Source organism: Pseudomonas sp. EL_65y_Pfl2_R96, assembly GCF_963970905.1.
GTDB lineage: Bacteria > Pseudomonadota > Gammaproteobacteria > Pseudomonadales > Pseudomonadaceae > Aquipseudomonas.
Map to the genome: position 1 here is coordinate 81660 of NZ_CAXAQH010000015.1, position 20594 is coordinate 102253.

Annotated in this window: 21 protein-coding genes and 1 pseudogene; 15 read left to right on the top strand and 7 right to left on the bottom strand. The window is 57.6% G+C overall.

The window, feature by feature from the left end:
• The first annotated feature begins 45 nt into the window (after positions 1 to 45).
• On the top strand, positions 46 to 528 hold the full coding sequence (locus tag AACY49_RS16700) for a hypothetical protein (RefSeq protein ID WP_258696415.1): 483 nt from the start codon (positions 46 to 48) through the stop codon (positions 526 to 528).
• Between the two features lie 3 nt (positions 529 to 531).
• Here AACY49_RS16700 and AACY49_RS16705 read toward each other — a convergent pair whose 3' ends face one another.
• Entirely contained in the window at positions 532 to 2280 is a 1749-nt protein-coding gene (locus tag AACY49_RS16705) for a L,D-transpeptidase family protein (RefSeq protein WP_339525145.1), read from the bottom strand.
• Positions 2281 to 2361: 81 nt separating this feature from the next.
• On the opposite strand from AACY49_RS16705, the gene AACY49_RS16710 reads away from it, so the two are divergent.
• From AACY49_RS16710 to AACY49_RS16755, 10 genes are all read left to right on the top strand, one after another.
• Positions 2362 to 3069, top strand: coding sequence for a murein L,D-transpeptidase catalytic domain family protein (locus tag AACY49_RS16710; protein WP_339525147.1), 708 nt, complete (start codon positions 2362 to 2364; stop codon positions 3067 to 3069).
• Positions 3070 to 3216: 147 nt separating this feature from the next.
• On the top strand, positions 3217 to 5001 hold the full coding sequence (locus AACY49_RS16715) for a copper resistance system multicopper oxidase (protein ID WP_339525149.1): 1785 nt from the start codon (positions 3217 to 3219) through the stop codon (positions 4999 to 5001).
• A gap of 10 nt (positions 5002 to 5011) precedes the next feature.
• On the top strand, positions 5012 to 5899 hold the full coding sequence (locus AACY49_RS16720; protein WP_339525151.1) for a copper resistance protein B: 888 nt from the start codon (positions 5012 to 5014) through the stop codon (positions 5897 to 5899).
• A 54-nt stretch (positions 5900 to 5953) separates the two neighbouring features.
• Positions 5954 to 6337 (top strand): copper homeostasis periplasmic binding protein CopC, encoded by a 384-nt coding sequence (gene copC, locus AACY49_RS16725; protein ID WP_258696420.1) that lies wholly within the window; start codon positions 5954 to 5956, stop codon positions 6335 to 6337.
• 3 nt (positions 6338 to 6340) lie between these two features.
• The gene (copD, locus tag AACY49_RS16730; protein WP_339525153.1) at positions 6341 to 7264 is read left to right on the top strand and encodes a copper homeostasis membrane protein CopD; all 924 of its coding nucleotides are present in this window, start codon (positions 6341 to 6343) and stop codon (positions 7262 to 7264) included.
• 158 nt (positions 7265 to 7422) lie between these two features.
• Positions 7423 to 7764 (top strand): hypothetical protein, encoded by a 342-nt coding sequence (locus tag AACY49_RS16735; protein WP_038980048.1) that lies wholly within the window; start codon positions 7423 to 7425, stop codon positions 7762 to 7764.
• A 304-nt stretch (positions 7765 to 8068) separates the two neighbouring features.
• Positions 8069 to 8479: a hypothetical protein gene (locus AACY49_RS16740; protein WP_339525159.1), complete on the top strand. Its 411-nt coding sequence runs from the start codon at positions 8069 to 8071 to the stop codon at positions 8477 to 8479.
• Positions 8480 to 8573: 94 nt separating this feature from the next.
• Positions 8574 to 8780, top strand: coding sequence for a DUF2933 domain-containing protein (locus AACY49_RS16745; RefSeq protein WP_258696423.1), 207 nt, complete (start codon positions 8574 to 8576; stop codon positions 8778 to 8780).
• A 3-nt stretch (positions 8781 to 8783) separates the two neighbouring features.
• Positions 8784 to 10952, top strand: coding sequence for a copper-transporting P-type ATPase (locus tag AACY49_RS16750; RefSeq protein WP_445262647.1), 2169 nt, complete (start codon positions 8784 to 8786; stop codon positions 10950 to 10952).
• 112 nt (positions 10953 to 11064) lie between these two features.
• Positions 11065 to 11856 carry a transporter substrate-binding domain-containing protein gene (locus AACY49_RS16755; RefSeq protein ID WP_320391080.1) on the top strand — a complete coding sequence of 264 codons (792 nt, stop codon included), beginning with the start codon at positions 11065 to 11067 and terminating at the stop codon, positions 11854 to 11856.
• A gap of 145 nt (positions 11857 to 12001) precedes the next feature.
• Here the strand turns inward: AACY49_RS16755 and AACY49_RS16760 are convergent, their stop codons facing one another.
• The gene (locus tag AACY49_RS16760; RefSeq protein ID WP_258696425.1) at positions 12002 to 12199 is read right to left on the bottom strand and encodes a hypothetical protein; all 198 of its coding nucleotides are present in this window, start codon (positions 12197 to 12199) and stop codon (positions 12002 to 12004) included.
• A 513-nt stretch (positions 12200 to 12712) separates the two neighbouring features.
• Between AACY49_RS16760 and AACY49_RS16765 the strand changes: the two genes are divergently transcribed.
• Positions 12713 to 13171 carry a hemerythrin domain-containing protein gene (locus tag AACY49_RS16765; protein ID WP_320391081.1) on the top strand — a complete coding sequence of 153 codons (459 nt, stop codon included), beginning with the start codon at positions 12713 to 12715 and terminating at the stop codon, positions 13169 to 13171.
• A 142-nt stretch (positions 13172 to 13313) separates the two neighbouring features.
• On the opposite strand, the pseudogene AACY49_RS16770 reads toward AACY49_RS16765, so the two are convergent.
• A pseudogene (locus AACY49_RS16770) lies at positions 13314 to 14097 on the bottom strand (IS4 family transposase); the annotation flags it as partial.
• Between the two features lie 182 nt (positions 14098 to 14279).
• The gene (locus AACY49_RS16775) at positions 14280 to 14843 is read right to left on the bottom strand and encodes a hypothetical protein (RefSeq protein WP_258696427.1); all 564 of its coding nucleotides are present in this window, start codon (positions 14841 to 14843) and stop codon (positions 14280 to 14282) included.
• Positions 14844 to 15114: 271 nt separating this feature from the next.
• Here AACY49_RS16775 and dusA point away from each other — a divergent pair, with 271 nt between their 5' ends.
• Together dusA and tal are read left to right on the top strand one after the other, a co-directional pair.
• The gene (gene dusA, locus AACY49_RS16780) at positions 15115 to 16116 is read left to right on the top strand and encodes a tRNA dihydrouridine(20/20a) synthase DusA (protein WP_339525163.1); all 1002 of its coding nucleotides are present in this window, start codon (positions 15115 to 15117) and stop codon (positions 16114 to 16116) included.
• Between the two features lie 178 nt (positions 16117 to 16294).
• On the top strand, positions 16295 to 17221 hold the full coding sequence (gene tal / locus AACY49_RS16785; RefSeq protein WP_258696475.1) for a transaldolase: 927 nt from the start codon (positions 16295 to 16297) through the stop codon (positions 17219 to 17221).
• 223 nt (positions 17222 to 17444) lie between these two features.
• Here tal and rssC read toward each other — a convergent pair whose 3' ends face one another.
• Positions 17445 to 17927: an anti-sigma factor antagonist RssC gene (gene rssC / locus AACY49_RS16790; protein ID WP_007935262.1), complete on the bottom strand. Its 483-nt coding sequence runs from the start codon at positions 17925 to 17927 to the stop codon at positions 17445 to 17447.
• Entirely contained in the window at positions 17927 to 19108 is a 1182-nt protein-coding gene (gene rssB, locus AACY49_RS16795) for a two-component system response regulator RssB (protein ID WP_258696477.1), read from the bottom strand. The genes rssC and rssB overlap by 1 nt, the downstream gene beginning before the upstream one ends.
• Positions 19109 to 19384: 276 nt before the next feature.
• Here rssB and AACY49_RS16800 point away from each other — a divergent pair, with 276 nt between their 5' ends.
• A complete protein-coding gene (locus AACY49_RS16800) occupies positions 19385 to 19684 on the top strand; it encodes a PilZ domain-containing protein (protein ID WP_258696478.1) in 300 nt (99 codons plus the stop codon).
• Positions 19685 to 19759: 75 nt separating this feature from the next.
• Here AACY49_RS16800 and AACY49_RS16805 read toward each other — a convergent pair whose 3' ends face one another.
• Complete coding sequence (locus AACY49_RS16805; RefSeq protein WP_320391091.1) at positions 19760 to 20449, bottom strand: MlaA family lipoprotein; 690 nt, start codon at positions 20447 to 20449, stop codon at positions 19760 to 19762.
• Between the last annotated feature and the right edge of the window lie 145 nt (positions 20450 to 20594).

Genomic DNA, 20594 nt, shown 5'->3' on the forward strand with positions numbered 1-20594 from the left:
CGCTGAAAGAGCTACGATTAACTGACACCACGACAGGAAATCGAAATGAGTAAAGCAGACGAGCTCGCCGCGAAGCTGAAACAATCCTGGCAAACCAGTGCCGACGCGACCTTCGCCGATCAGGCCATCGACAGCTGGCCCGCCCAGGTCTACGAGCTGTATCACCAGATCGAAACCTGGTTGCAGCCACTGATCGAAGTGGGCCTGAAGCTGCGACGCAATTCCACTCACGTGTTCGAGAGCGCTCCGGACGGTGCGACCTACGATTACGCCATCGACCAATTGCTGATCGAAGGCAACCACCACAGCATCACCTTCGATCCTGTCGCTCGCTTCACCGCCGACGGTGCCGGGCGGATCGAAATCCACGCGACAGGCAAGGAACTCGCCCTGTTACGCACCGTGAACGAACACGGCGAGACACAGTGGTGGCTTCAGGCAATCGAGCAATCCGGACAGCAACCGGATGCGATTGCACTGACGGAACACAATTTGCTGCTGGCTGTGCAAGAAGGCTTGGGGCTTTAAGGCCTACAACTTACTCTGCTCCGCTGCCACCGAGGGAGGCGCCGCTCGCCTCCCGTCCAGCGCCGGCCGCTCCGAAGGCCGATTCAACGCCCGCAATACCGGGGAATCGTACCCATACACATCGGGCTTGAATGTCAGGCGTCCATCAAGACTCAGGTCCACCGTCCAGTAGGCCAACAGCACCGGCACTTTCACCGGGAGTCTGATGTTCTCTGTCTTGCCGCTGGCTAACTGCTTTTGAATCCCTTCGCTGTTCCAGTGAACCGGATCGTTGAACAACAGCTCCACCAATTGCAGAGGGTTTTCTACCCGAATACAGCCGGAGCTGGTCGCGCGATTGGATTTCGCGAACAACTCGCGATGCGGCGTGTCGTGCAGATAAATCGAATACTCATTGGGAAAACGAATCACCACCTGCCCCAGCGAGTTATCCGACCCCGCATCCTGACGCAGGGTAAGGCCGCGCGGGTTGTCCCAATCGACAGTCGACGGATCGAGCACATTGCCATCTCGATCGATCACGCGAATCCGGCTTGCCTCAAGGTAGCCAGGATTGTCGCGAATCTTCGGCAGCATGTCCTTGAGCAGAATCGTCGGTGGCACGGTCCAGGTGGGATTGAACGTGATGTAGGTGATCGCGGATTGAAAAATCGGCGTGCTGCGAAACGGCTTACCAACCTGCACCCGTGAGCGCCAGATCGGTTTGCCATCGCGATAGAACGCGACTTTGTACCCGGCGATATCGACAACAACGAAGGTGCCTTGAAGTTTGTACAGCAGCCACCGAGCTCGCTCCATGTTCACGCGAACCTGGTCGATGCGTGCCTCGACCGACACATTCAGTTCCGCGAGTGTCGCTGGCCCCGCGACACCGTCCGCCCCAAGGTATTGCTCGGCTTGATACTTTTTCACCGCTGCGGTGACGGTGTCGTCGTAGTCGGTACGAGCAGTCGCTTGCGCGAGATAACCGCCCGCCGCCAGACGGGCTCGCAACTGCGCGACCGAGGCGTCGTCCATGCCGGGCCTGAGCGTTTGCCCTTCCGGGATCTTTGGCCAACCGCCCCTGTCGCGAACCTTGCGCAGTTGCGCCAGGCCCTGTCGCAAAGTGCCGTAAACCGCTTCTTGAGGCGGCGCCTGAGCGAAGGCGCGCGCAATGTCATGGCTGTCGAGGGCGGCTAAAAATTTGTTGACGCCCTCCCGAGGATCGACGCCAACGGGGTCGAAGTTCCAGTGGATGTCCAGCCGCAAAGGGTCGACCTTGCCGCGCCGCAACTGCAGCAGCGCCGTGATGAACGTCTGGGTGGCGGAGATATCAAAAGCTGCCCGTTGCCCGGGGGTTGGGGTGGTTGTCTGCATCAACGCGTGGGCCTCGGCCAACTCGGCGATCTGGAAATCCGCGGGGTTCAGGCCATCGGTCTGGGTATCGCCCAAGCTTTTCAATAACAGGGCGACATCGTCATCGTCCGTCCAGGCGGCGCGATAGCCACGATGACTATAGAAATCCATCACCACTCGGTTCACATCAACGCGCTGATGGCCCGGTGACGTGAGCAGCGGCGGAAACGCCGAACTCAATGGCGCCAATTCAGCCTGAATCGCTTGGCCGACATAATCGCCGGGTGCCGCTTCAGCCGCAGCGCTAACAGGAGATACCGGCTCAATCGGCGAAGTTTGTGCGATCGCCGTGCCGCTTATCAGAAAGCCCATAAAGAAGATGCGGCTTATGACGAATAACCTTGTTAACTGCCCCATGGATAATCCTTAATCTCCCGTTTTCAACCGGCTAGCGTCGTGCGCGCTGCTAGACTCGAAATATTCAGATGAGACTTGCATATGGCCCCACACCGCTTTGGCTGCTTAATGACGGCCCTGCTGCTGACTGCATTTTTTACATTACCGGCAGCCTACGCCGATTCGCTTGAAGCTGCCTTGGTCAAAGCGGCCCCTGATGCCAACGCCAAGGTCATTGCCCTGGCCGTACGCGCCTTCCAATGCAGCCGAGCCCAAGACGCGGTCCCGGTGCAGAGACTCGCGGTGATCGATTATTCCCTGCCCTCGACCGTGCAACGTCTTTGGGTATTCGACCTTAAACAACGCAAATTGTTGTTCCATGAACTGGTCGCCCATGGCCGCAACAGCGGCGAGAACATGGCCAGCCAGTTCTCCAATCAGAATGCCAGCTACGCCACCAGCCTGGGTTTGTACCGCACCCAATCCAGCTACGTCGGGCAGAACGGTTATTCCCTGCGCATGGAAGGTCTGGAACCGGGTTTCAACGACAACGCTTTCGAGCGAGCGATCGTCATTCACGGCGCGCCTTACGTCAGCCCAGACCTGGCGCGGGCCAATGGCCGGATCGGCAGAAGTCTCGGTTGCCCGGCCGTGAGGCCTGCGATTGCGCATCAGCTGATCGACTCGATGAAAGATGGGCAGTTGTTATTTTCTTACTATCCGGATCAGCGCTGGTTGAAGTCTTCTTCGTATATCAATTGTGGTAATGCCACCGTGGCGGATTCGTCCAGGTCCAACAGCAGTCCTTGAACATCGTGTGAAACTGTCAAAACTGTAATCTTGACCTCAGCCTGCTGAAAGGCACCGCCCGTTAGCCTTCTCCTCATCAAGCTCTCTGCCCTCCGCTCAGGATGGACCTGAGGGCTTCATCAAGCTGACCGGACGGGATAAAACGGCATGCATTCCAACACCTCAAGACGCACCTTCGTGAAGGGCCTGGCCGCTGGCGGGGTGCTCGCTGGCCTCGGACTGTGGCGCACGCCGGTCTGGGCGGTCACCAGCCCCGGCGAACCGAATGTGCTGGCCGGTACCGACTTCGACCTGTTCATCGGCGAAACCCCGGTCAACATCACCGGCAACCCTCGAACCGCGATGACCATCAACGGCGGCATTCCCGGCCCTCTGTTGCGCTGGCGTGAAGGTGACACCGTCACGCTGCGGGTGAAGAACAAACTCAAGGACAGCACCTCCATTCACTGGCACGGCATTTTGCTGCCGGCCAACATGGACGGCGTGCCGGGTTTGAGCTTTCACGGCATTGAACCGGGCGGAATGTACGTCTACCAGTTCAAAGTCCGGCAGAACGGCACTTACTGGTACCACAGCCATTCGGGCTTTCAGGAACAGTCCGGGGTTTACGGGCCGTTGGTAATTGATGCCAAGGACCCGGAGCCTTTCCAGTACGACCGCGATTACGTGGTGATGCTCACCGACTGGACCGACGAAGACGCAGTCGGCCTGATGAAAAAACTCAAGAAACAATCGGACTACTACAACTACAACAAACGGACGGTGGGGGACTTCATCCACGACGTCAGCGAGAAAGGCTGGGGCTCGACAGTCGCCGATCGCAAGATGTGGGCCGAGATGAAGATGAACCCTACCGATCTGGCCGACGTCAGCGGCGCCACCTACACCTACTTGATGAACGGCCTGGCGCCGAACATGAACTGGACGGGCCTGTTTCGGCCGGGAGAAAAGTTGCGATTGCGCTTTATCAACGGCTCGTCGATGACCTACTTCGACGTGCGTATTCCGGGCTTGAAAATGACCGTGGTCGCGGCGGATGGCCTGCACGTCAAACCGGTGAGCGTCGACGAATTCCGCATCGCGGTGGCGGAGACGTTCGATGTGATCGTCGAGCCGACCCAGGACGCCTACACCCTGTTCGCGCAATCGATGGATCGAACGGGTTATGCGCGAGGCACCCTGGCGGCGAAGGCCGGGTTGTCGGCGCCGGTTCCAGCGCTGGATCCGCGACCGCTGGTGACCATGGATGACATGGGCATGGGCGGCATGGATCACGGCAGCATGGGCGGCGACATGGCGGGGATGGATCACGGTGCCATGCAAGGCATGGACGGCGGCGACATGCAGGGCATGGACAGCATGACCGGAATGGATCACAGCAGCATGGCCATGGGTGGCATGGCCGGTATGCAATCCCATCCCGACACGGAAAAAGACAACCCGCTGGTGGACATGCAAGCCATGAGCACCGTGCCAAAACTCGACGACCCGGGCATCGGCCTGCGCGACAACGGCCGTCGCGTGCTGACCTACGCCGACCTGCACAGCACCTTCGAAGACCCGGACGGCCGCGAGCCCGGCCGCACCATCGAACTCCACCTCACCGGCCACATGGAGAAGTTCGCCTGGTCGTTCAACGGCGTGAAGTTCTCCGACGCCGAACCGCTGCGACTCAAGTATGGCGAGCGGGTTCGGGTGGTGCTGGTCAACGACACGATGATGACTCACCCCATTCATTTACACGGCATGTGGAGCGACCTCGAAGACGAGAACGGCCAGTTCATGGTGCGCAAACACACCATCGACATGCCACCGGGATCAAAGCGCAGCTATCGGGTCACCGCCGATGCGCTCGGCCGCTGGGCCTACCACTGCCATCTCCTGTACCACATGGAAATGGGCATGTTCCGTGAAGTTCGCGTGGAAGAATAAGGCGCTCCCCATGACCAGACTCACTCCGCTCTCTTTGGCCCTCGTTACCGTGGGCCTGACGCTCTCTTCGGCCATGGCCGCCACCGACGACATGCAGGGCATGGACCATAGCCAGATGCCAGGCATGGATCACAGCCAAATGCAGAGCATGGACGATGGGCAAATGCAGCCCGCCGCGCCGACCCAAAGCCGCACGCCGATCCCGACATTGACCGACGCCGACCGCGCCGCCGTATTCGTCAGCCCCGCCGGCCATGACATGCACGACAGTGCGCTCAACTATTACTTCCTCGCCGACAAACTCGAATGGCAGGACGCCGACGACGGCAGCGCATTGGCGTGGGATTTGTCCGGCTGGATCGGCGGCGACATCGATCGCCTGTGGTTGCGCTCCGAAGGCGAACGCGTCAACGGCAAAACCGAAGACGCCGAAGTCCAGGCCCTGTGGGGTCATGCCATCTCCCCGTGGTGGGACGTGGTGACTGGCGTGCGCCAGGACTTCAAACCCGGCGACCCGCAAACCTGGGCCGCGTTCGGCGTGCAAGGCATGGCCCTGTACAACTTCGAAACCGAGGCCACCGCGTTCATCGGCGAAGGCGGCCAGACCGCTGCACGGCTGGAAGGCGACTACGACATCCTGCTCACCAACCGGCTGATTTTGCAGCCGACCGCCGAGCTCAACGTCTACGGCAAAAACGACCCGCAACGGGGCATCGGCTCCGGGCTGTCCAACACCGAAGCCGGGCTGCGGCTGCGCTATGAAATCCGCCGGGAATTCGCGCCCTACATCGGCGTGACCTGGAACCGCACCTACGGCAAAACCGCCGACTACGCCAGGGACGAAGGCGAGGACCGCAGCGAAGCCCGCCTGGTCCTCGGCGTTCGGCTGTGGTTCTAAACGCTTCAACTCAAAACCTAAAAACCAACCGCTTGAAGCGGTAAGAGGCCTTGCATGCGCATCATCAAAACCACTGCTGTCGTCATCGCACTTTCCACCGGGCTGCTCATGAGCGCACTGGCTCAAGCCCACCCGAAACTGCTCTCCTCCACCCCGACCGAAGGCTCGGATGGTGCGGCGCCGAGTAATATCGAACTGCACTTCTCCGAAAACCTCATGACCCAATTCTCCGGCGCCAAACTGGTCATGACCGAAATGCCCGGCATGGCCCACTCCCCCATGCCCATGAAAGCCAAAGTCTCCGGTGGCAGTGACCCGAAAACCATGGTCATCACCCCGCTCTCGCCCCTGCCCACCGGCAGCTACAAAGTCGAATGGCGCGCCGTGTCTTCGGACACTCACCCGATCACCGGTAATGTTACGTTCAAAGTGAAGTGATTGATGAGCGACTCGGTCGGCATTGCCCTGCGGTTTGCGTTGTATGTGGATTTGATGCTGTTGTTTGGAGTGGCGCTTTTTGGGCTGTACAGCCTTAAAGGGCAGGAACGGGTGTCGGGAGCAGTGTTGCCGTTCCGGTCGATATTGGCGGGAACGGCGGTGCTTGGCGCGGTGTTGTCCGTCGCCAGCATGGTGATGATGGTGAGCGCCATGAGCGGGGAATCGGACTTTGCCGAGTTGCGTCCGCACATCGAGATGATGGTGTTGGAGACGGACGTCGGGTTGGCCTGGACGGTTCGCGTCGTTGCGCTGGTTGTCGCTGGTTTAGCGGTGATGCTCCGTGCGCCGGGTGTCGGCTTGTTGGTCGCCGTTTTTGCCGGCGGCATCGCCCTCTCCAGCCTGGCCTGGAGCGGGCATGGGGCGATGGATGAAGGCAGTCGTCGTTATTGGCATTTCGCAGTGGATATTCTGCATCTGCTGGCGGCGGGGGCTTGGCTTGGGGCGTTGATGGCGTTTGCGTTGATGGCGAAAATCAACGCCCTACAAACTGAAGTGCGCCTCCGGTTGTTGGTCCGCGCTGTTAATCGGTTTGAGGTTGTTGGCGCGGCCATCGTATTGGTGATCACGGTAACGGGGGTTGTGAATTATCTGTTCATCGTTGGGCCGAAGCTCGATGAGGTGTTTCTCAGCACTTACGGGATTTTGCTGTTTATCAAAGTGATGCTGTTTGCCGGCATGCTGGTGCTCGCCGCGTTGAACCGGTTTCACCTTGGGCCGTTTTTGCAGCGATCGTTGCGGGACGGGCAATACGCGGTCGCCGCCAATGCGCTGCGGCGCAGCGTGGTGGTGGAGCTGGCAGCGGCGGTGTTGATTGTGGGGTTGGTGGCTTGGCTGGGGACGTTGAGTCCGGAGATGGACGCACTGTAGAGAATGTATATCTGCAACATCCGATGACCGGCCAGGCAGTCGGTGGACAGGAAGAGGGTCCTTTACTAGCGTCTAACCACACCAGATTTCAAGCCAAAGGGTTCAACACCCAAGCGCCAAGGTGAAAAAGCGGCGCAATTATCGAAAGGAGTTCGAAAATGGCTGAAGTAATGAAAGTAGTGGATGTCGACTTAAAAATACTTAAATCAAACCCACCGCAGCTACACATATCGGCAATTGGCTTGGTGAATTCTGGTGGATGGACAAACCCGAGACTGGAGCCACGGGTTTATATCCAGTTCCCGCCTGACGGCATTCAAGACTTCGATTTTGTTGCTGATCCGCCCCAAGGGGCTGCTATACAGGTCATCCTTCCCATTGACGCATCAAAACTTTGGAAAGAGCCGCCACTCGATAAACTCAAGGGAGTAAGAGTCCACTCTGCCAGCAACTCGATTGAAGCGCATCTTAAGAGTTCGAAGTCCGTGGCTTGTGGATAAACAACTCATGTGAAGGGATACGTGTCGGGCCTTGCCTGACACGTATCGCGCATTGGAATGATCGGGATGCTGGGACACTGGAGAAGCGCTTTCACTCCACTGATTCCCGCTTGCCCCCTCCATCACAAAAGCCTGATAACCATAAAAAGCACAATGATGCTCTGTGGGCGTCGTTTGATATGGATCAACAACGCCCTCCAACCGTGGCGTAAGTTCAAGATCACTCCCTCTAACGGGAACACGACATACTCTGGTTCGCAGCCATCCGACGCTGCCGATCCGCGCTATCACTGTGGAGATCGCCATGCACATCTACATCAAACCCCTCCTGGCCGCTCTGCTCATGAGCGGCCCATTGCTGGCACTGGCTACCGAATACCCCGAAACGGCGCCCGCCGCCCCCGCCAATGACGCAGCCCAAACCATGCCCATGCAAGACAAGGCCATGAGCGAACAGATGAAGAAAATGCAGGCAGCTCACGACAAAATGATCGCCGCCAAAACTCCGGTCGAACGCCGGGCGGCGATGCAGGAAGCCATGACTACGATGAGAAACAGCCTCGGCATGATGCATGACAATTGCCCAGGTATGGGTATGGGGATGGGCAAAGGCATGTCCGGCGGCAAGAACGGCTCGGATACAGCGATGATGGACATGATGATGAAAATGATGGATCAACAATCCAGCATGATGAAGATGCCGATGGGTCAATAAACATCACGCCATAGCCCCCCCGTCGCGGAGGTTCGCACTGGCCGGCATGGCAGGACGCCCCTCAGGACACTTACCTCAGGACGGAGCTAGTCACATGAACCATTCATCGCCCTCGACGCCGCCAGCCCCCTCTTTCTGGCGCAGCAAACCCGGCATCGCGCTGGGCATGCTGCTGGTGATCGGGATGTTCTACCTGGCTCGTGAGCACTACGGTCATATCTACCCGATTCTGCCCTACCTGATTCTATTGCTGTGCCCGCTGATGCACCTGTTCGGGCATCACCACGGCGGCAGACACTGACCCATGCATCGCCATCTGGATCACCTCAAATCACCTGCTTTGGCGCAGCAGGCAGCGGAGCCGACGACCGAAAAAGTGTACACCTGCCCCATGCACCCGGAAATACGCCAGCGCGGTCCGGGGACATGCCCCAAGTGCGGCATGACCCTTGAGCCGGTGTTGCCCGAACTGGAGGAGTCGGACAACCCTGAGCTCGCGGACTTTTCCCGACGTTTCTGGTGGACCCTGCCGCTGACCCTGGCAGTGACCGCGCTGGCGATGGGCAGCCATGGCTTGAGCCTGTTTCACGGCGCCACACAGAACGCGGTCGAACTGGTGCTCGCCACGCCCGTCGTGCTTTGGGCCGGCTGGCCGTTCTATGTGCGTGGCGCGCGCTCCGTCATCCAGCGCAGCCCCAACATGTGGACGCTGATCGGCCTGGGCACTGCGGCAGCCTTCCTCTACAGCCTTGCCGCCACCCTGACACCCGGCCTGTTTCCAGCCACCTTCATGATGGACGGCCGGGTTGGCGTGTACTACGAAGCAGCGGCGGTAATTATTTCCCTGACGCTGCTCGGACAGATGCTGGAACTCAAGGCGCGCTCGCAAACCTCGGCCGCGATCAAATCACTGCTCGGCCTGACGCCCAAGACCGCGCGCCGGATCAACGCCGACGGCAGCGAAGCAGACATTGCACTGAGCCATGTGCACAGCGGCGACACCTTGCGCGTGCGCCCCGGCGAGAAAGTCCCGGTCGACGGTGTGGTGCTGCAGGGCGAAAGCGCGGTGGACGAGTCCATGCTCACAGGCGAGCCGGTCCCCGTGATGAAACGGCCTGGGGACGGGCTGATCGGCGCCACCCTCAATACCCACGGCAGCCTGGTGATGCAGGCGCAGAAAGTGGGCCAAGCGACCGTGCTCGCGCAAATTGTGCAGATGGTGGTCCAGGCACAACGCTCCAAGGCCCCGATGCAACGGCTGGCAGACGTGATTGCCGGCTACTTCGTCATGGTAGTGATCGCCATTGCCGCGCTGACTTTTGTCGGATGGGGGTTGTGGGGGCCGCAACCTAGCTGGGTGTTCGGCCTCATCAATGCAGTGGCCGTGCTGATCATCGCCTGCCCGTGTGCCCTCGGTCTGGCCACACCCATGTCGGTAATGGTCGCCACCGGCAAGGCGGCCGGCAGCGGCGTGCTCTTCCGGGATGCGGCGGCGATCGAGAACCTGCGCAAGATCGACATCCTGATCGTGGACAAGACCGGCACCCTCACCGAAGGTCGTCCGGCGTTCCACAGCGTCGAACCTGCGCCCGGTTACAATGCTGACGAGGTACTGCGCCTGGCCGCCAGCCTTGACCAGGGCAGCGAACACCCGTTGGCCCATGCCATCGTCGAACGTGCTCGCGCCAATGGCTTGGTGTTGAGCACACCGCAGACGTTCGAGTCGGCGTCAGGGATCGGCGTGCGCGGCCAGGTCGACGGGCACAGTGTTCAACTGGGCAACACCGCACTGATGGCGGAAGCCGGCATCGCCCTGGAAACCCTGCAACCCCACGCCGAGCAACTGCGCAGCGACGGAACCAGCATCATGTACCTGGGCGTGGATGGCGTGCTCGCGGGGTTACTCGCCGTCGCCGACCCGATCAAATCCACCACCCGGCTGGCCGTAGAGCGTCTACAGGCCAATGGTGTGCAGGTGATTATGGCAACCGGAGACGGCCTCACTACCGCCCGCGCCGTCGCCCGCCAACTGGGTATCGAAGACGTCCATGGCGAGGTCAAGCCGCAGGACAAGGAGCGCCTGGTCGCCGGATTGCAGGAACGCGGGCACCGTGTGGCAATGGCCGGCGACGGCATCAACGACGCCCCGGCCCTGGCCCGTGCCGACGTCGGCATCGCTATGGGCACCGGCACCGATGTCGCCATGAACAGCGCTCAAGTCACCCTGGTCAAGGGCGACCTGCTCGGCATTCTGCATGCCCGCAAGCTGTCGGTGGCAACCGTGCGCAACATGCACCAGAACCTGGCTTTTGCCCTGGCCTACAACGCCATGGGCATCCCCCTCGCCGCCGGGTTGTTCTACCCATTGACCGGGCACCTGTTGTCCCCGTTGGTGGCTGCACTGGCCATGAGCGTGAGCTCTGCCTCGGTGGTGTTCAACGCCTTGCGCCTGCGCCGAGCCGCGATTGACTGAGCACATTGAACCAGAGCCGGGGAGCATCACATTCAGCGTGGATGACAGCCAAGAAGCGCTTTCACTACACTGATCCCGCCTTGCCCTACTCCATCACAAAAGCCCGAAAACAATGAAAACCATAAAAAGCACAATGCTGCTCGGTGGCCTGCTGGCTCTATCCTGCGGCGCTCAGGCAGAACAGAGCCCTTCGCACCTGGACACCGTCTTGCAACAAGGCCAACTTCGCGTTTGCACCACAGGCGACTACAAACCCTATACCTTCAAAGGTGAAGACGGCGAATACTCGGGAATCGATATCGCCATGGCCCGCTCACTGGCCGACAGCCTGGGCGCGAAGGTTGAGTGGGTCCAGACCACCTGGAAAACCCTGATGCCCGACATGCTCGCGGGCAAATGCGACATCGGTGTCGGCGGCATCTCCGTCACCCTGGAACGCCAGAAAAAAGCCTTCTTCAGCACCACGCTGGATGTCGACGGCAAAATCCCGCTGGTGCGCTGCGAAGATCAGGCGCAATACCAGACCATAGAACAAATCAACCAGCCTTCGGTTCGCCTGGTCGAACCAGCCGGCGGCACCAACGAGGCTTTCGTTCACGCCTTCCTGCCCAAAGCGCAACTGCAGCTTCACGACAACGTGACCATCTTCCAGGAACTGCTGGACAAGAAAGCTGACGTGATGATTACCGATGCGTCGGAAGCGCTGTATCAGCAGAAACTCAAACCGGGTTTGTGTGCGGTTAACCCGACGCAATTTATGCAGTATGGGGAGAAGGCTTACTTGCTGCCGCGTGATGACATTAGCTGGAAGTTGTATGTCGATCAGTGGCTGCACTTGGCTAAGGTGACGGGGAGTCACCAGAAAATTTTGGGTCAGTGGATCGCGACGCCAGAGGCTAAATAGCCCATTAGTTGCCGCTACACACTTCCTGTAGCAGCTGGCGAAGCCTGCGTCCGGCTGCGCAGCAGTCGTCGTCGTCGTCGTCGTCGTCGCGGAGCATCAGGCAGATCACGCAACGGCGAAAATACCCAAGCCGTTACGTCATTCCTCAGTCGTGCAGCAAACCTGAGCTGTACTCATTAAAGCTGTTCCCGATCGCGCTCCCACCAACGTTCACCTTGTTGGCACCATGGCCATCGAATGATTGGCAGCCTTCTGAAAAACACGTGCTGGTGCTCACACCCGAACAGGCGCTCAAGAGCAAAGCACCGGTGATCAGCATGGCTTTGAAGAGGTTCGAGATCATTTTTCTGTTTCCTGTAGGGTGGAAGCATGGCGACAGGTGGTCATCCTATACCGCAAAATCGCCAAACTTGATGAAACATTGATGAGTGACAGCGTTTGTTCAGCATCCTTGTTTTTTCTGAAGCGACCGCTCGTTTGTGTCCGCTCAATGGCGGCTTTGTGCGGGAGACCTTCGGGTCTGCCGGGTTCCCGGTTACCCGGTCTTGCAGTCCCGCGCACAGCTGCCACCGCGTCGATTTGGGCGCTGCTTTTTCCTTCCGTTTTCGCTGGCGGAGATCCAGCAGATCAAATAGTGCATATAAACATACACTTGATATTTCAATTTTTTCCAAGGGCGGCAAAATTCCTGGGGTGAGAGCTTTTTGCTCGCCTATACTAAAAAGGTTAAATAGCGTAGGCGAATGCGTTTGACAAGATATTGAAACTATTGAACTTTAAAAGTTTAGGTATCCTTCGGAGTTACTGGTTAAAAACATCTTTCTGTGATGATTCGGCGTCGTGACGAGGATTTGATATGAACGTCCTGTTGAAAGAACTTCTGGCCTATCATCATGAAGTGGCTATGAAAATCACTCAGATCAAAGAGTTGCTGAGAAAGATGAGACATGAATCCGATGGGGCTGATGACTGTAAGCTGTTGTTCAAGATGCTGGAAGCCTTGCATGGTGATGCAGAGCGACACCACCATGAAAATGAAGAGCTTATTCGGCTGGCCTTGCTAGAAACTGAGGCGCCGATCCACCAACGGGTCAAGGATATCGAGCGAGATCATCAGGCATTTGGGCGCATTGCTGGACAGCTGAAGATGTTGGAGGACACAACTCAGGAAACGAGAGTAATTGCAGACACTATCGATGACTTCATTAAAAAATATTACGATCATATGGACGCTGAAGAAAATATTTTCTTTCCGGCGGCAGATAAGTGGCTGTCAGACGACCAGTGGCAGGAAATCAAGAATCAATGGCATTAATTGGAGGTCGCCGTATACCTTCAAAATTTAGCTACTACTTAGTACTGACCTCACTAAGTAATTAGGCGGACACCACGTATTAACTTACAGGGGTGTCCGTGTATCGGCGGCGCCTCATTGCAAGTCCCTTCGCTTTGGCGCCTGTTTCACGATTGGCCGATTGCCTGCTGAGTTTGTTTTTGGCGATTGAACCGGTGACACGCTGATGTTTGCGACCCTTTGCCGAATGCCTGATGCAGTACAAATGGATGAAGTGCGGAGCGCTTTGGGTCATCTCGATCCGACCTAGTGATTTCGGTGAGGACGATGCCAGGGCATAGAGGTTTTTAACCGGTAGCCAAGTGTGTGCGTCGTTGCGGTAGAGGTCCCGGTTACGCACTCGCCCCACGTAATACCAGCCTTGCGCCTCGACGACTTTGATCCATGGCCGGCGAAAACCTGTATCAGCTACAAGGATCGGAACACCGTCTTTGGGGAACATTTCGGCCAGCGTTTGCAGCAACCGTTTTTGATATTTCGGACAACCCTCGCGCTCATGAACGCTCTCGTAAATGGGGAACGAACGTCCTGCCAAAGGAATGGCCGCGCGCAACAAAAAGAACTCTCCAGCCGCATCGATCGGTGACCAATCGACCAGGATCAATGGATGTCTCAGCGACCCCAGCAAGGCTCGCAACATGACCCAGTAAAACAGCGAGCGCTCAGTTTGCAGATATCGATTACCCAGTAACCGATCGACTCGTTTGATGGCGTGTTTGGGGTAGGCCTTGCCTGACATGAATCGGCCAAGCCCCGTCAGAGTGAGCCGACGCCCTTGGAGTAATGCGCTGACACAACACATCAACGTTTTCAGACGACGAGAATGGACAGTGGACAGTGGGAAGTGCTTGGGCGAGCGCGCTGTGTAAGAATCGGATGGCCTGCATAAGATCGGGGTCTTGTTTTTGTGTGGTGCAATACAAGCTGCCGACCCATGCAGGTCTCTTCAATTCCTAACTTCTTGATTTATCGTAAGAAAAATCGGGGATTTCTCAGGGGCAGACTTCTTTTCTCAGCCATTTAAAAAAAGGGACCAATCTATCTACTCACTACCTTTTACACGCGCCTTTCAGTGAATATCAAGCGAAAAAACCTGAAAATGAGTGTATGTATTCTCATACTCATGAACAATAAAGCTGGCCATTTCCGAGTGCAGGTCGACTTCTTCGTTATAGCTCCCGTTGTTGGCATCATAAAATCGTCCTGAACGACGATTATAGGCAACAACATGCCCTCTATCTCCAGCAACTAAAGGATTCTGTAACCACACAATACTTTCATCGTACAAGGCAAGAGTAAACGCGGCAAAAAGATTGCCAAACGATAGAGCACTGGCCGGCACAGGCACCACCTGGTTAATATTTGAATATAATGCTTGGGCCATCGCAACCAACGTTTGCAGCGTAATACCACCGCCAGCCATCATATTACCTGCATTTTGCATTTGATTTAATCGGTTGGCACTTCCAGGCCCATACGCAGCCAATGCACTATCTGCGACAGATTGAAACATTACATCTTCACAGTCGTTTGCTAACCAATGGATCGATAGGGAAAAACAAACACCCATATTATTCGGCGCAGGAAGCGGACCAATAAATAACGCTTGGTTGCAGGGTTGAACCTCAATCATCTGATAGCTCCTTTATCATCAAGCATGCGTCCTGCTTTACATTACTGCTGCGCCTAAAGCTTCATTATCCAAATCAGAAAATGTCAATTTGACACCCTCAGTGCCTTGAGGCTAGTCAGAAACTCGGCATTTTCAAGATCATGCGAGAGCGAGGACAAAAAATATTTTTCGCCTATCCCAACGCAGTTCGATGGCCTTACAGCCCCCTCCTCCGCCCCAACACACATTCCTGATAAACTCCCACTCCTCGCCTCACACACCCAGATACCCAATGCTCCCATCATTTGCTCCAAACTCTGTGCCAGCCCTCTCCCGCCGCTTTAGCGTGGCACCCATGATGGATTGGACCGACCGCCACTGCCGCTTTTTCCTGCGCCTGCTCTCCAAACACGCCCTCCTCTACACCGAAATGGTCACCACCGGCGCGCTCCTCAACGGCGATCACGACCGTTTTCTGCGTCACAACGAAGCCGAACACCCGCTAGCTCTCCAGCTCGGCGGCAGCGTTCCATTGGACCTGGCCGCCTGCGCACGCATGGCCCAGGACCACGGCTACGACGAGGTAAACCTGAACGTCGGCTGCCCGAGTGATCGGGTGCAGAACAATATGATCGGTGCGTGCCTGATGGGGCATCCGCAGTTGGTGGCCGATTGTGTGAAGGCGATGCGTGATGCGGTGTCGATTCCGGTGACGGTGAAACATCGGATCGGGATTAACGGGCGGGACAGTTACGAGCAGTTGTGTGATTTCGTCGGCACGGTTCGGGATGCCGGGTGCACGAGTTTTACGGTGCATGCGCGGATTGCGATTCTGGAGGGGTTGTCGCCGAAGGAGAACCGCGACATTCCGCCCTTGCGCTATGACGTGGCGGCGCGGTTGAAGGCGGACTTTCCGGAGTTGGAGATTATCCTCAACGGCGGGATCAAGACGCTGGAGGCTTGTCACGAGCATCTGCAAACGTTTGACGGTGTGATGCTGGGCCGTGAGGCGTATCACAACCCTTATGTGATGGCTGAGGTGGATCAGCAGTTGTTCGGCAGCACGGCGCCGGTGATCAGCCGGGCGGAGGCGCTGGCGCAGTTGCGGCCTTATATTGCCGAGCATTTGCTGGCGGGTGGCGCGATGCACCACATCACTCGGCATGTGCTGGGGTTGGGCACCGGGTTTCCGGGGGCGCGGAAGTTTCGGCAGTTGTTGTCGGTGGATATTCACAAGGCTAAAGAGCCTTTGGCGTTGCTGGATCAGGCGGCGGAGTTGTTGGAAGGGCGTTAATGGTCAGTTGCTTTGAACCTGCCCCCCATTTCAGCATCGTATCTACCAACACCACGCCCCACCTTTCAAACATCCATTTTCAGGATGTTGCCGCTGGGGCCATCGATACGTACATGCACCCTTGAGTGGCTGTCAGCGCTCGGGTAATGTCATTAGACCCATAGGACAGAGCACGCCCATGACTTCCAAGCTGGAACAACTCAAACAAATGACCACCGTGGTTGCCGACACCGGCGACTTCGAAGCTATCGCTCGCGTTAAACCCGTGGACGCTACCACCAACCCTTCCCTGCTGCTCAAAGCGGCGGCCATTCCGGGTTATGCCGAGTTGCTGAACGCTTGCGTCAGTGACTGCAAGGGCGATGTGGGCCTGGCCAGTGACCGTTTTGGCGTTGCGGTGGGGCAAGAGATTCTGAAAGTGATTCCTGGCCGTATTTCCACTGAGGTGGATGCACGCCTGTCGTTCGACACTGACGCCGTATTGAAGCGCGCGCACCGTCTGATCGACCTGTACGAAAAGGCCGGCGTTGGCCGTGACCGTGTGCTGATCAAGATCGCTTCCACCTGGGAAGGTATCCGCGCTGCCGAGAAGCTGGAAAAAGAAGGTATCCAGACCAACCTGACCTTGCTGTTCTCTTTCGCTCAGGCGGCGGCGTGTGCTGACGCCGGGGTTTTCCTGATTTCGCCGTTCGTGGGTCGTATCTACGATTGGTACAAGAAGGCCAACGGCAACGACTACACCGGCGCGGGTGATCCGGGCGTGCAGTCGGTGACGCGCATCTACAACTACTACAAGGCCAATGACTACAAGACGGTGGTCATGGGCGCGAGCTTCCGTAATCTGAATCAGATCGAGCAGTTGGCCGGTTGTGATCGGTTGACCATCAGCCCGGATCTGCTGGAGAAGCTGGCGGCGGATACTGGCAAGCTGGAGCGTAAATTGGCGCCGGGGCATGCCGGTGAGGCGCGTCTGAGCTTGAATGAAGCGCAGTTCCGCTGGCTGTCCAACGAGGATGCCATGGCGACCGAGAAGCTGGCTGAGGGGATTCGTCAGTTCGCTCGGGATCAGGAGAAGCTTGAGGCGTTGTTGCAGGCCAAGCTGTGATCTAGTTTGTAGTGTCAAAAAGGGCGAACCTTAGCGGGTTCGCCCTTTTTTGTGCGCGTTTGGTAGTGGGGATTGGGCTGGCTTCGGGCTGGCGGCCGTGGTGGGTGTACGGACGCCTTCGCGGGCAAGCCCGCTCCCACAGGATTTATGGTATGGCTGAGATTGGTGTGGAAGCGAGCCTGCTCGCGATGGGGGCAGAGCGACCCTCCATCACTTCAAAGGATCAATGCCGCTCCAGCGCATTCACCAGGTCATGAAACGCCTCACGATTGGAGTCGTTCAGGCCCATGAGGATTTTGTGCGCTTCGAGGACTTTGATCCGCACCACTTCTTCAGACTGGTCCTGGTCTGGAAGGTCGGTCAGGCATTCAGGGCATGGAATCGGGCGATCAACGATGTTGAACACTTGCTCGAAGCCCATGGACTGCAGCAGACGGGTGATATCTTCGTGGGTGGTGACGACGGTCGGCAGCAGGCCGACCTTTTGCCGTGACAGGATCGACAATTTGGCCAGCAGGCCCAGGGTGGTGCTGTCGATGCTGCGGGTTTCGGTCAGGTCGATCACGATGGCGTTGAAATTCAACGCAGTGAAGATCCGCTCAATAGTCGCATCCAACGCCGAACACAGGGTCAGGCGAACTTCACCGACGAACTTCAGGACGAAGGTGCCGTCCTGCTCGGCGAACTGGATTCTACCGGTACTCATTAAAGATTCCTGCTCAACACCAACAGGGCGATATCATCCGGCATCTCCCCTAGCGTGGCCAATCCGAAAACCTGGCGCAGACCATCCAGGCTGCCGCCCGCCGCCTTAACCCGTTGAGGCAAGGCAGCTTCTTTATCTTTGAGTGTGGGTTCTGGCAAAAGGTCCAAAATGCCATCAGACATCAGCGTCAGGCTGAACACTGGTGGCAATTCCAGTACGTGGTCTTCGTAGGTGGCTTCATTGAAGAGGCCCACCGGCAGACCGCGCCCTTCCAGGTAACGAACACTGTCTGGCGTGTACAACACAGGCAACGGCAGATGACCGCCGATGCTATAGGTCAACAAACCTGTCTCCTCGTCGATGACTCCACCGACCATTGTGACGTGTTTGCCCAGCTTACAACTGATCAGGCCCCGGTTGATATGACCAAGGACTTCTGAAGGCTTGAACTCCGGCAATGTGCCATTGCGCTTGGATTCGAACAGCAAGCGCGTGGTCATGAATTTCAGCAGCACAGTGACGAAGGCTGAAGAGGCGCCATGACCGGAAACGTCTGCCAAATAGAAGGCTACCCGTCGCTCGTCGACCCGAAAGTAGTCGACGAAATCGCCCGACAGGTACAGTGACGGGATGATCTGGTGGGCAAACTGGAACTCGTTGATGCTCCAGGGGCTGACCGGCAGCATGTTCATCTGCACCTGGCGACCGGCGTTCTGGTCTTCCTGGAGCAGGTTCAGGCTGGCTTCGAGCTCGCGGTTGGCCTTTTCCAGCTTCTCGCGGTAGCGCTGGTTTTCCAGCAGCAGACGCGCACGATCCAGGGCCCGGCGCACGGAGTGCTCGAGCACGGCCAGATCTTCGAGAGGCTTGATCAGGTAGTCCGCCGCGCCCAGGCGCAGGGCTTCGACGGCGTCGTTCATCACGCCGGCGCCCGAAACCACGATCACCGGGGTTTGTGGCGACAGCTCGGTGACCTGGCGAATGAGTTCGAGTCCGCCCATCTGTGGCATGCGCAGATCGCAGATGACCAAGTCGGGCTTGTTTTGCTCGAATACCTGAAGACCCTGCTGGCCATTGCTGGCCTGCAGGACACTGAAACCACTGTCTTCCAAGTAGGCCGCGAGGCTCGCGCGCACTACCTCGTCATCATCGATTATCAGCAGCGTGGCACTGGTTTTTGGCATGTGGGCAAACGGCGCCAGAATTAGGTTGGCGTAGCAGGCTGGGCATTTGGCCCTGCGCACACTACTGGATTCGCTTTCTAGCCTCTCTGCCGCACCGTTTTCGAGCGTTTGCCCTACTCACAGGTCCACCAGAGGTGCCCTTCTAAGGCGCAGACGGTACTCCCATCCGCGAGGTGTTTCAAGCTCACGCCGATGGTCGCTTGACGTCTTTACTTGTCAAATCACCGGGAGTTATAAGAACAGGCAAATCCGTAACCCAAAGGAAGGACCGAGCCCATGAGCCAAACCGATCGGGACTACAGCGAAAAGCGCGACTTCATCCGCATGCGGGTTGATGCCGATGTGTCGCTGATTCATGAAGGCGATGAGGTGCAAGCCGTCTGTATTGACCTTTCCAGCAGTGGCATGCAGGTTGAGACGCCCCGCTTGTTCAAGGTCGGCGACCGGCTCAGTGTGCGGATCGATTCCGATCACGCAGCGCTGAAAGGCCTTGAGGCCGACACCGAGGTGGTGTGGGTGAAAGAACAGGACGGTGGAAGTCAGAAACTCGGCCTTACAATCCTGAAGATGAAATAACCCGATTCAACCCGCAAACCAAACGAAAGAAGGCGGCCAAAATGGCCGCCTTCCTCATTTTATTACCGGTCGAGATTAGAAATCGTCTTCGACCTTACCGTCCTTGACTTTGAATTCGCGGTTTTGCAGGTACGCATTGCGAATAAAGGTGTATTTGTCGCCGCTGACCAGTTTCTCGGCCGACAACAGGCTGGCGCGAGTGTCGACGATGTTCAGGCCGAAAATCGAGTTACGCACCGGCACGTCGTTGATGTAAGGATACGGACCGGTATAGCCGTCGACATACCTGGAAGGCGCATCACGCAAGGTGCTTGGGCCCAGGAGCGGCAGCATCACGTACGGGCCGCTGCCCACGCCCCAGTAACCGAGGGTCTGGCCGAAGTCTTCGTCGTTGCGATGCAGCCCCATTTTGGTGCCCACGTCGAAGAAGCCCAGCAGGCCAAAAGTGGTGTTGAAGATCAAACGCGCGGTGTCGACGCCAGCCGCAGCGGGTTTGACCTGCAACAGGTTGTTGGCGAGGTTGGTCACGTCGCCGACGTTGCGGAACATGTTGTGGATGCCGTCTTCCAGAAACTGCGGCGTGACGAACTGGTAGCCCTGAGCCAACGGTTTCAGTGCATAGGTGTCGACAAAATCGTTGAATTTGTAGATCGGGCGGTTGATGCTTTCCCAAGGGTCTTCTTCCGTGGCAGCCTGAGCCGCGAACGGAACCAGCAATACACTGGCACACATACAAAGCTGAGCGAGTCGATTGCTCCAGCGCATAGAGAAACTCCTTGGATTGTACTGACGCGGGCGCTTGGCCCAGTCGCAAAGACCGCTAGTATATGACGGAAATCCCGGTTTAGGCAGCATCGTGCGCGAGGGTCTGCGGATGATTCTTCCTGACCGTGAGCGATTCACATCCGTG

Coding starts and splice junctions, on each gene's coding strand:
- AACY49_RS16700 (WP_258696415.1), top strand. CDS start 46: ATGAGTAAAGCAGACGAGCTCGCCGCGAAGCTGAAACAATCCTGGCAA.
- AACY49_RS16705 (WP_339525145.1), bottom strand. CDS start 2,280: ATGGGGCAGTTAACAAGGTTATTCGTCATAAGCCGCATCTTCTTTATG.
- AACY49_RS16710 (WP_339525147.1), top strand. CDS start 2,362: ATGGCCCCACACCGCTTTGGCTGCTTAATGACGGCCCTGCTGCTGACT.
- AACY49_RS16715 (WP_339525149.1), top strand. CDS start 3,217: ATGCATTCCAACACCTCAAGACGCACCTTCGTGAAGGGCCTGGCCGCT.
- AACY49_RS16720 (WP_339525151.1), top strand. CDS start 5,012: ATGACCAGACTCACTCCGCTCTCTTTGGCCCTCGTTACCGTGGGCCTG.
- copC (WP_258696420.1), top strand. CDS start 5,954: ATGCGCATCATCAAAACCACTGCTGTCGTCATCGCACTTTCCACCGGG.
- copD (WP_339525153.1), top strand. CDS start 6,341: ATGAGCGACTCGGTCGGCATTGCCCTGCGGTTTGCGTTGTATGTGGAT.
- AACY49_RS16735 (WP_038980048.1), top strand. CDS start 7,423: ATGGCTGAAGTAATGAAAGTAGTGGATGTCGACTTAAAAATACTTAAA.
- AACY49_RS16740 (WP_339525159.1), top strand. CDS start 8,069: ATGCACATCTACATCAAACCCCTCCTGGCCGCTCTGCTCATGAGCGGC.
- AACY49_RS16745 (WP_258696423.1), top strand. CDS start 8,574: ATGAACCATTCATCGCCCTCGACGCCGCCAGCCCCCTCTTTCTGGCGC.
- AACY49_RS16750 (WP_445262647.1), top strand. CDS start 8,784: ATGCATCGCCATCTGGATCACCTCAAATCACCTGCTTTGGCGCAGCAG.
- AACY49_RS16755 (WP_320391080.1), top strand. CDS start 11,065: ATGAAAACCATAAAAAGCACAATGCTGCTCGGTGGCCTGCTGGCTCTA.
- AACY49_RS16760 (WP_258696425.1), bottom strand. CDS start 12,199: ATGATCTCGAACCTCTTCAAAGCCATGCTGATCACCGGTGCTTTGCTC.
- AACY49_RS16765 (WP_320391081.1), top strand. CDS start 12,713: ATGAACGTCCTGTTGAAAGAACTTCTGGCCTATCATCATGAAGTGGCT.
- AACY49_RS16775 (WP_258696427.1), bottom strand. CDS start 14,843: ATGATTGAGGTTCAACCCTGCAACCAAGCGTTATTTATTGGTCCGCTT.
- dusA (WP_339525163.1), top strand. CDS start 15,115: ATGCTCCCATCATTTGCTCCAAACTCTGTGCCAGCCCTCTCCCGCCGC.
- tal (WP_258696475.1), top strand. CDS start 16,295: ATGACTTCCAAGCTGGAACAACTCAAACAAATGACCACCGTGGTTGCC.
- rssC (WP_007935262.1), bottom strand. CDS start 17,927: ATGAGTACCGGTAGAATCCAGTTCGCCGAGCAGGACGGCACCTTCGTC.
- rssB (WP_258696477.1), bottom strand. CDS start 19,108: ATGCCAAAAACCAGTGCCACGCTGCTGATAATCGATGATGACGAGGTA.
- AACY49_RS16800 (WP_258696478.1), top strand. CDS start 19,385: ATGAGCCAAACCGATCGGGACTACAGCGAAAAGCGCGACTTCATCCGC.
- AACY49_RS16805 (WP_320391091.1), bottom strand. CDS start 20,449: ATGCGCTGGAGCAATCGACTCGCTCAGCTTTGTATGTGTGCCAGTGTA.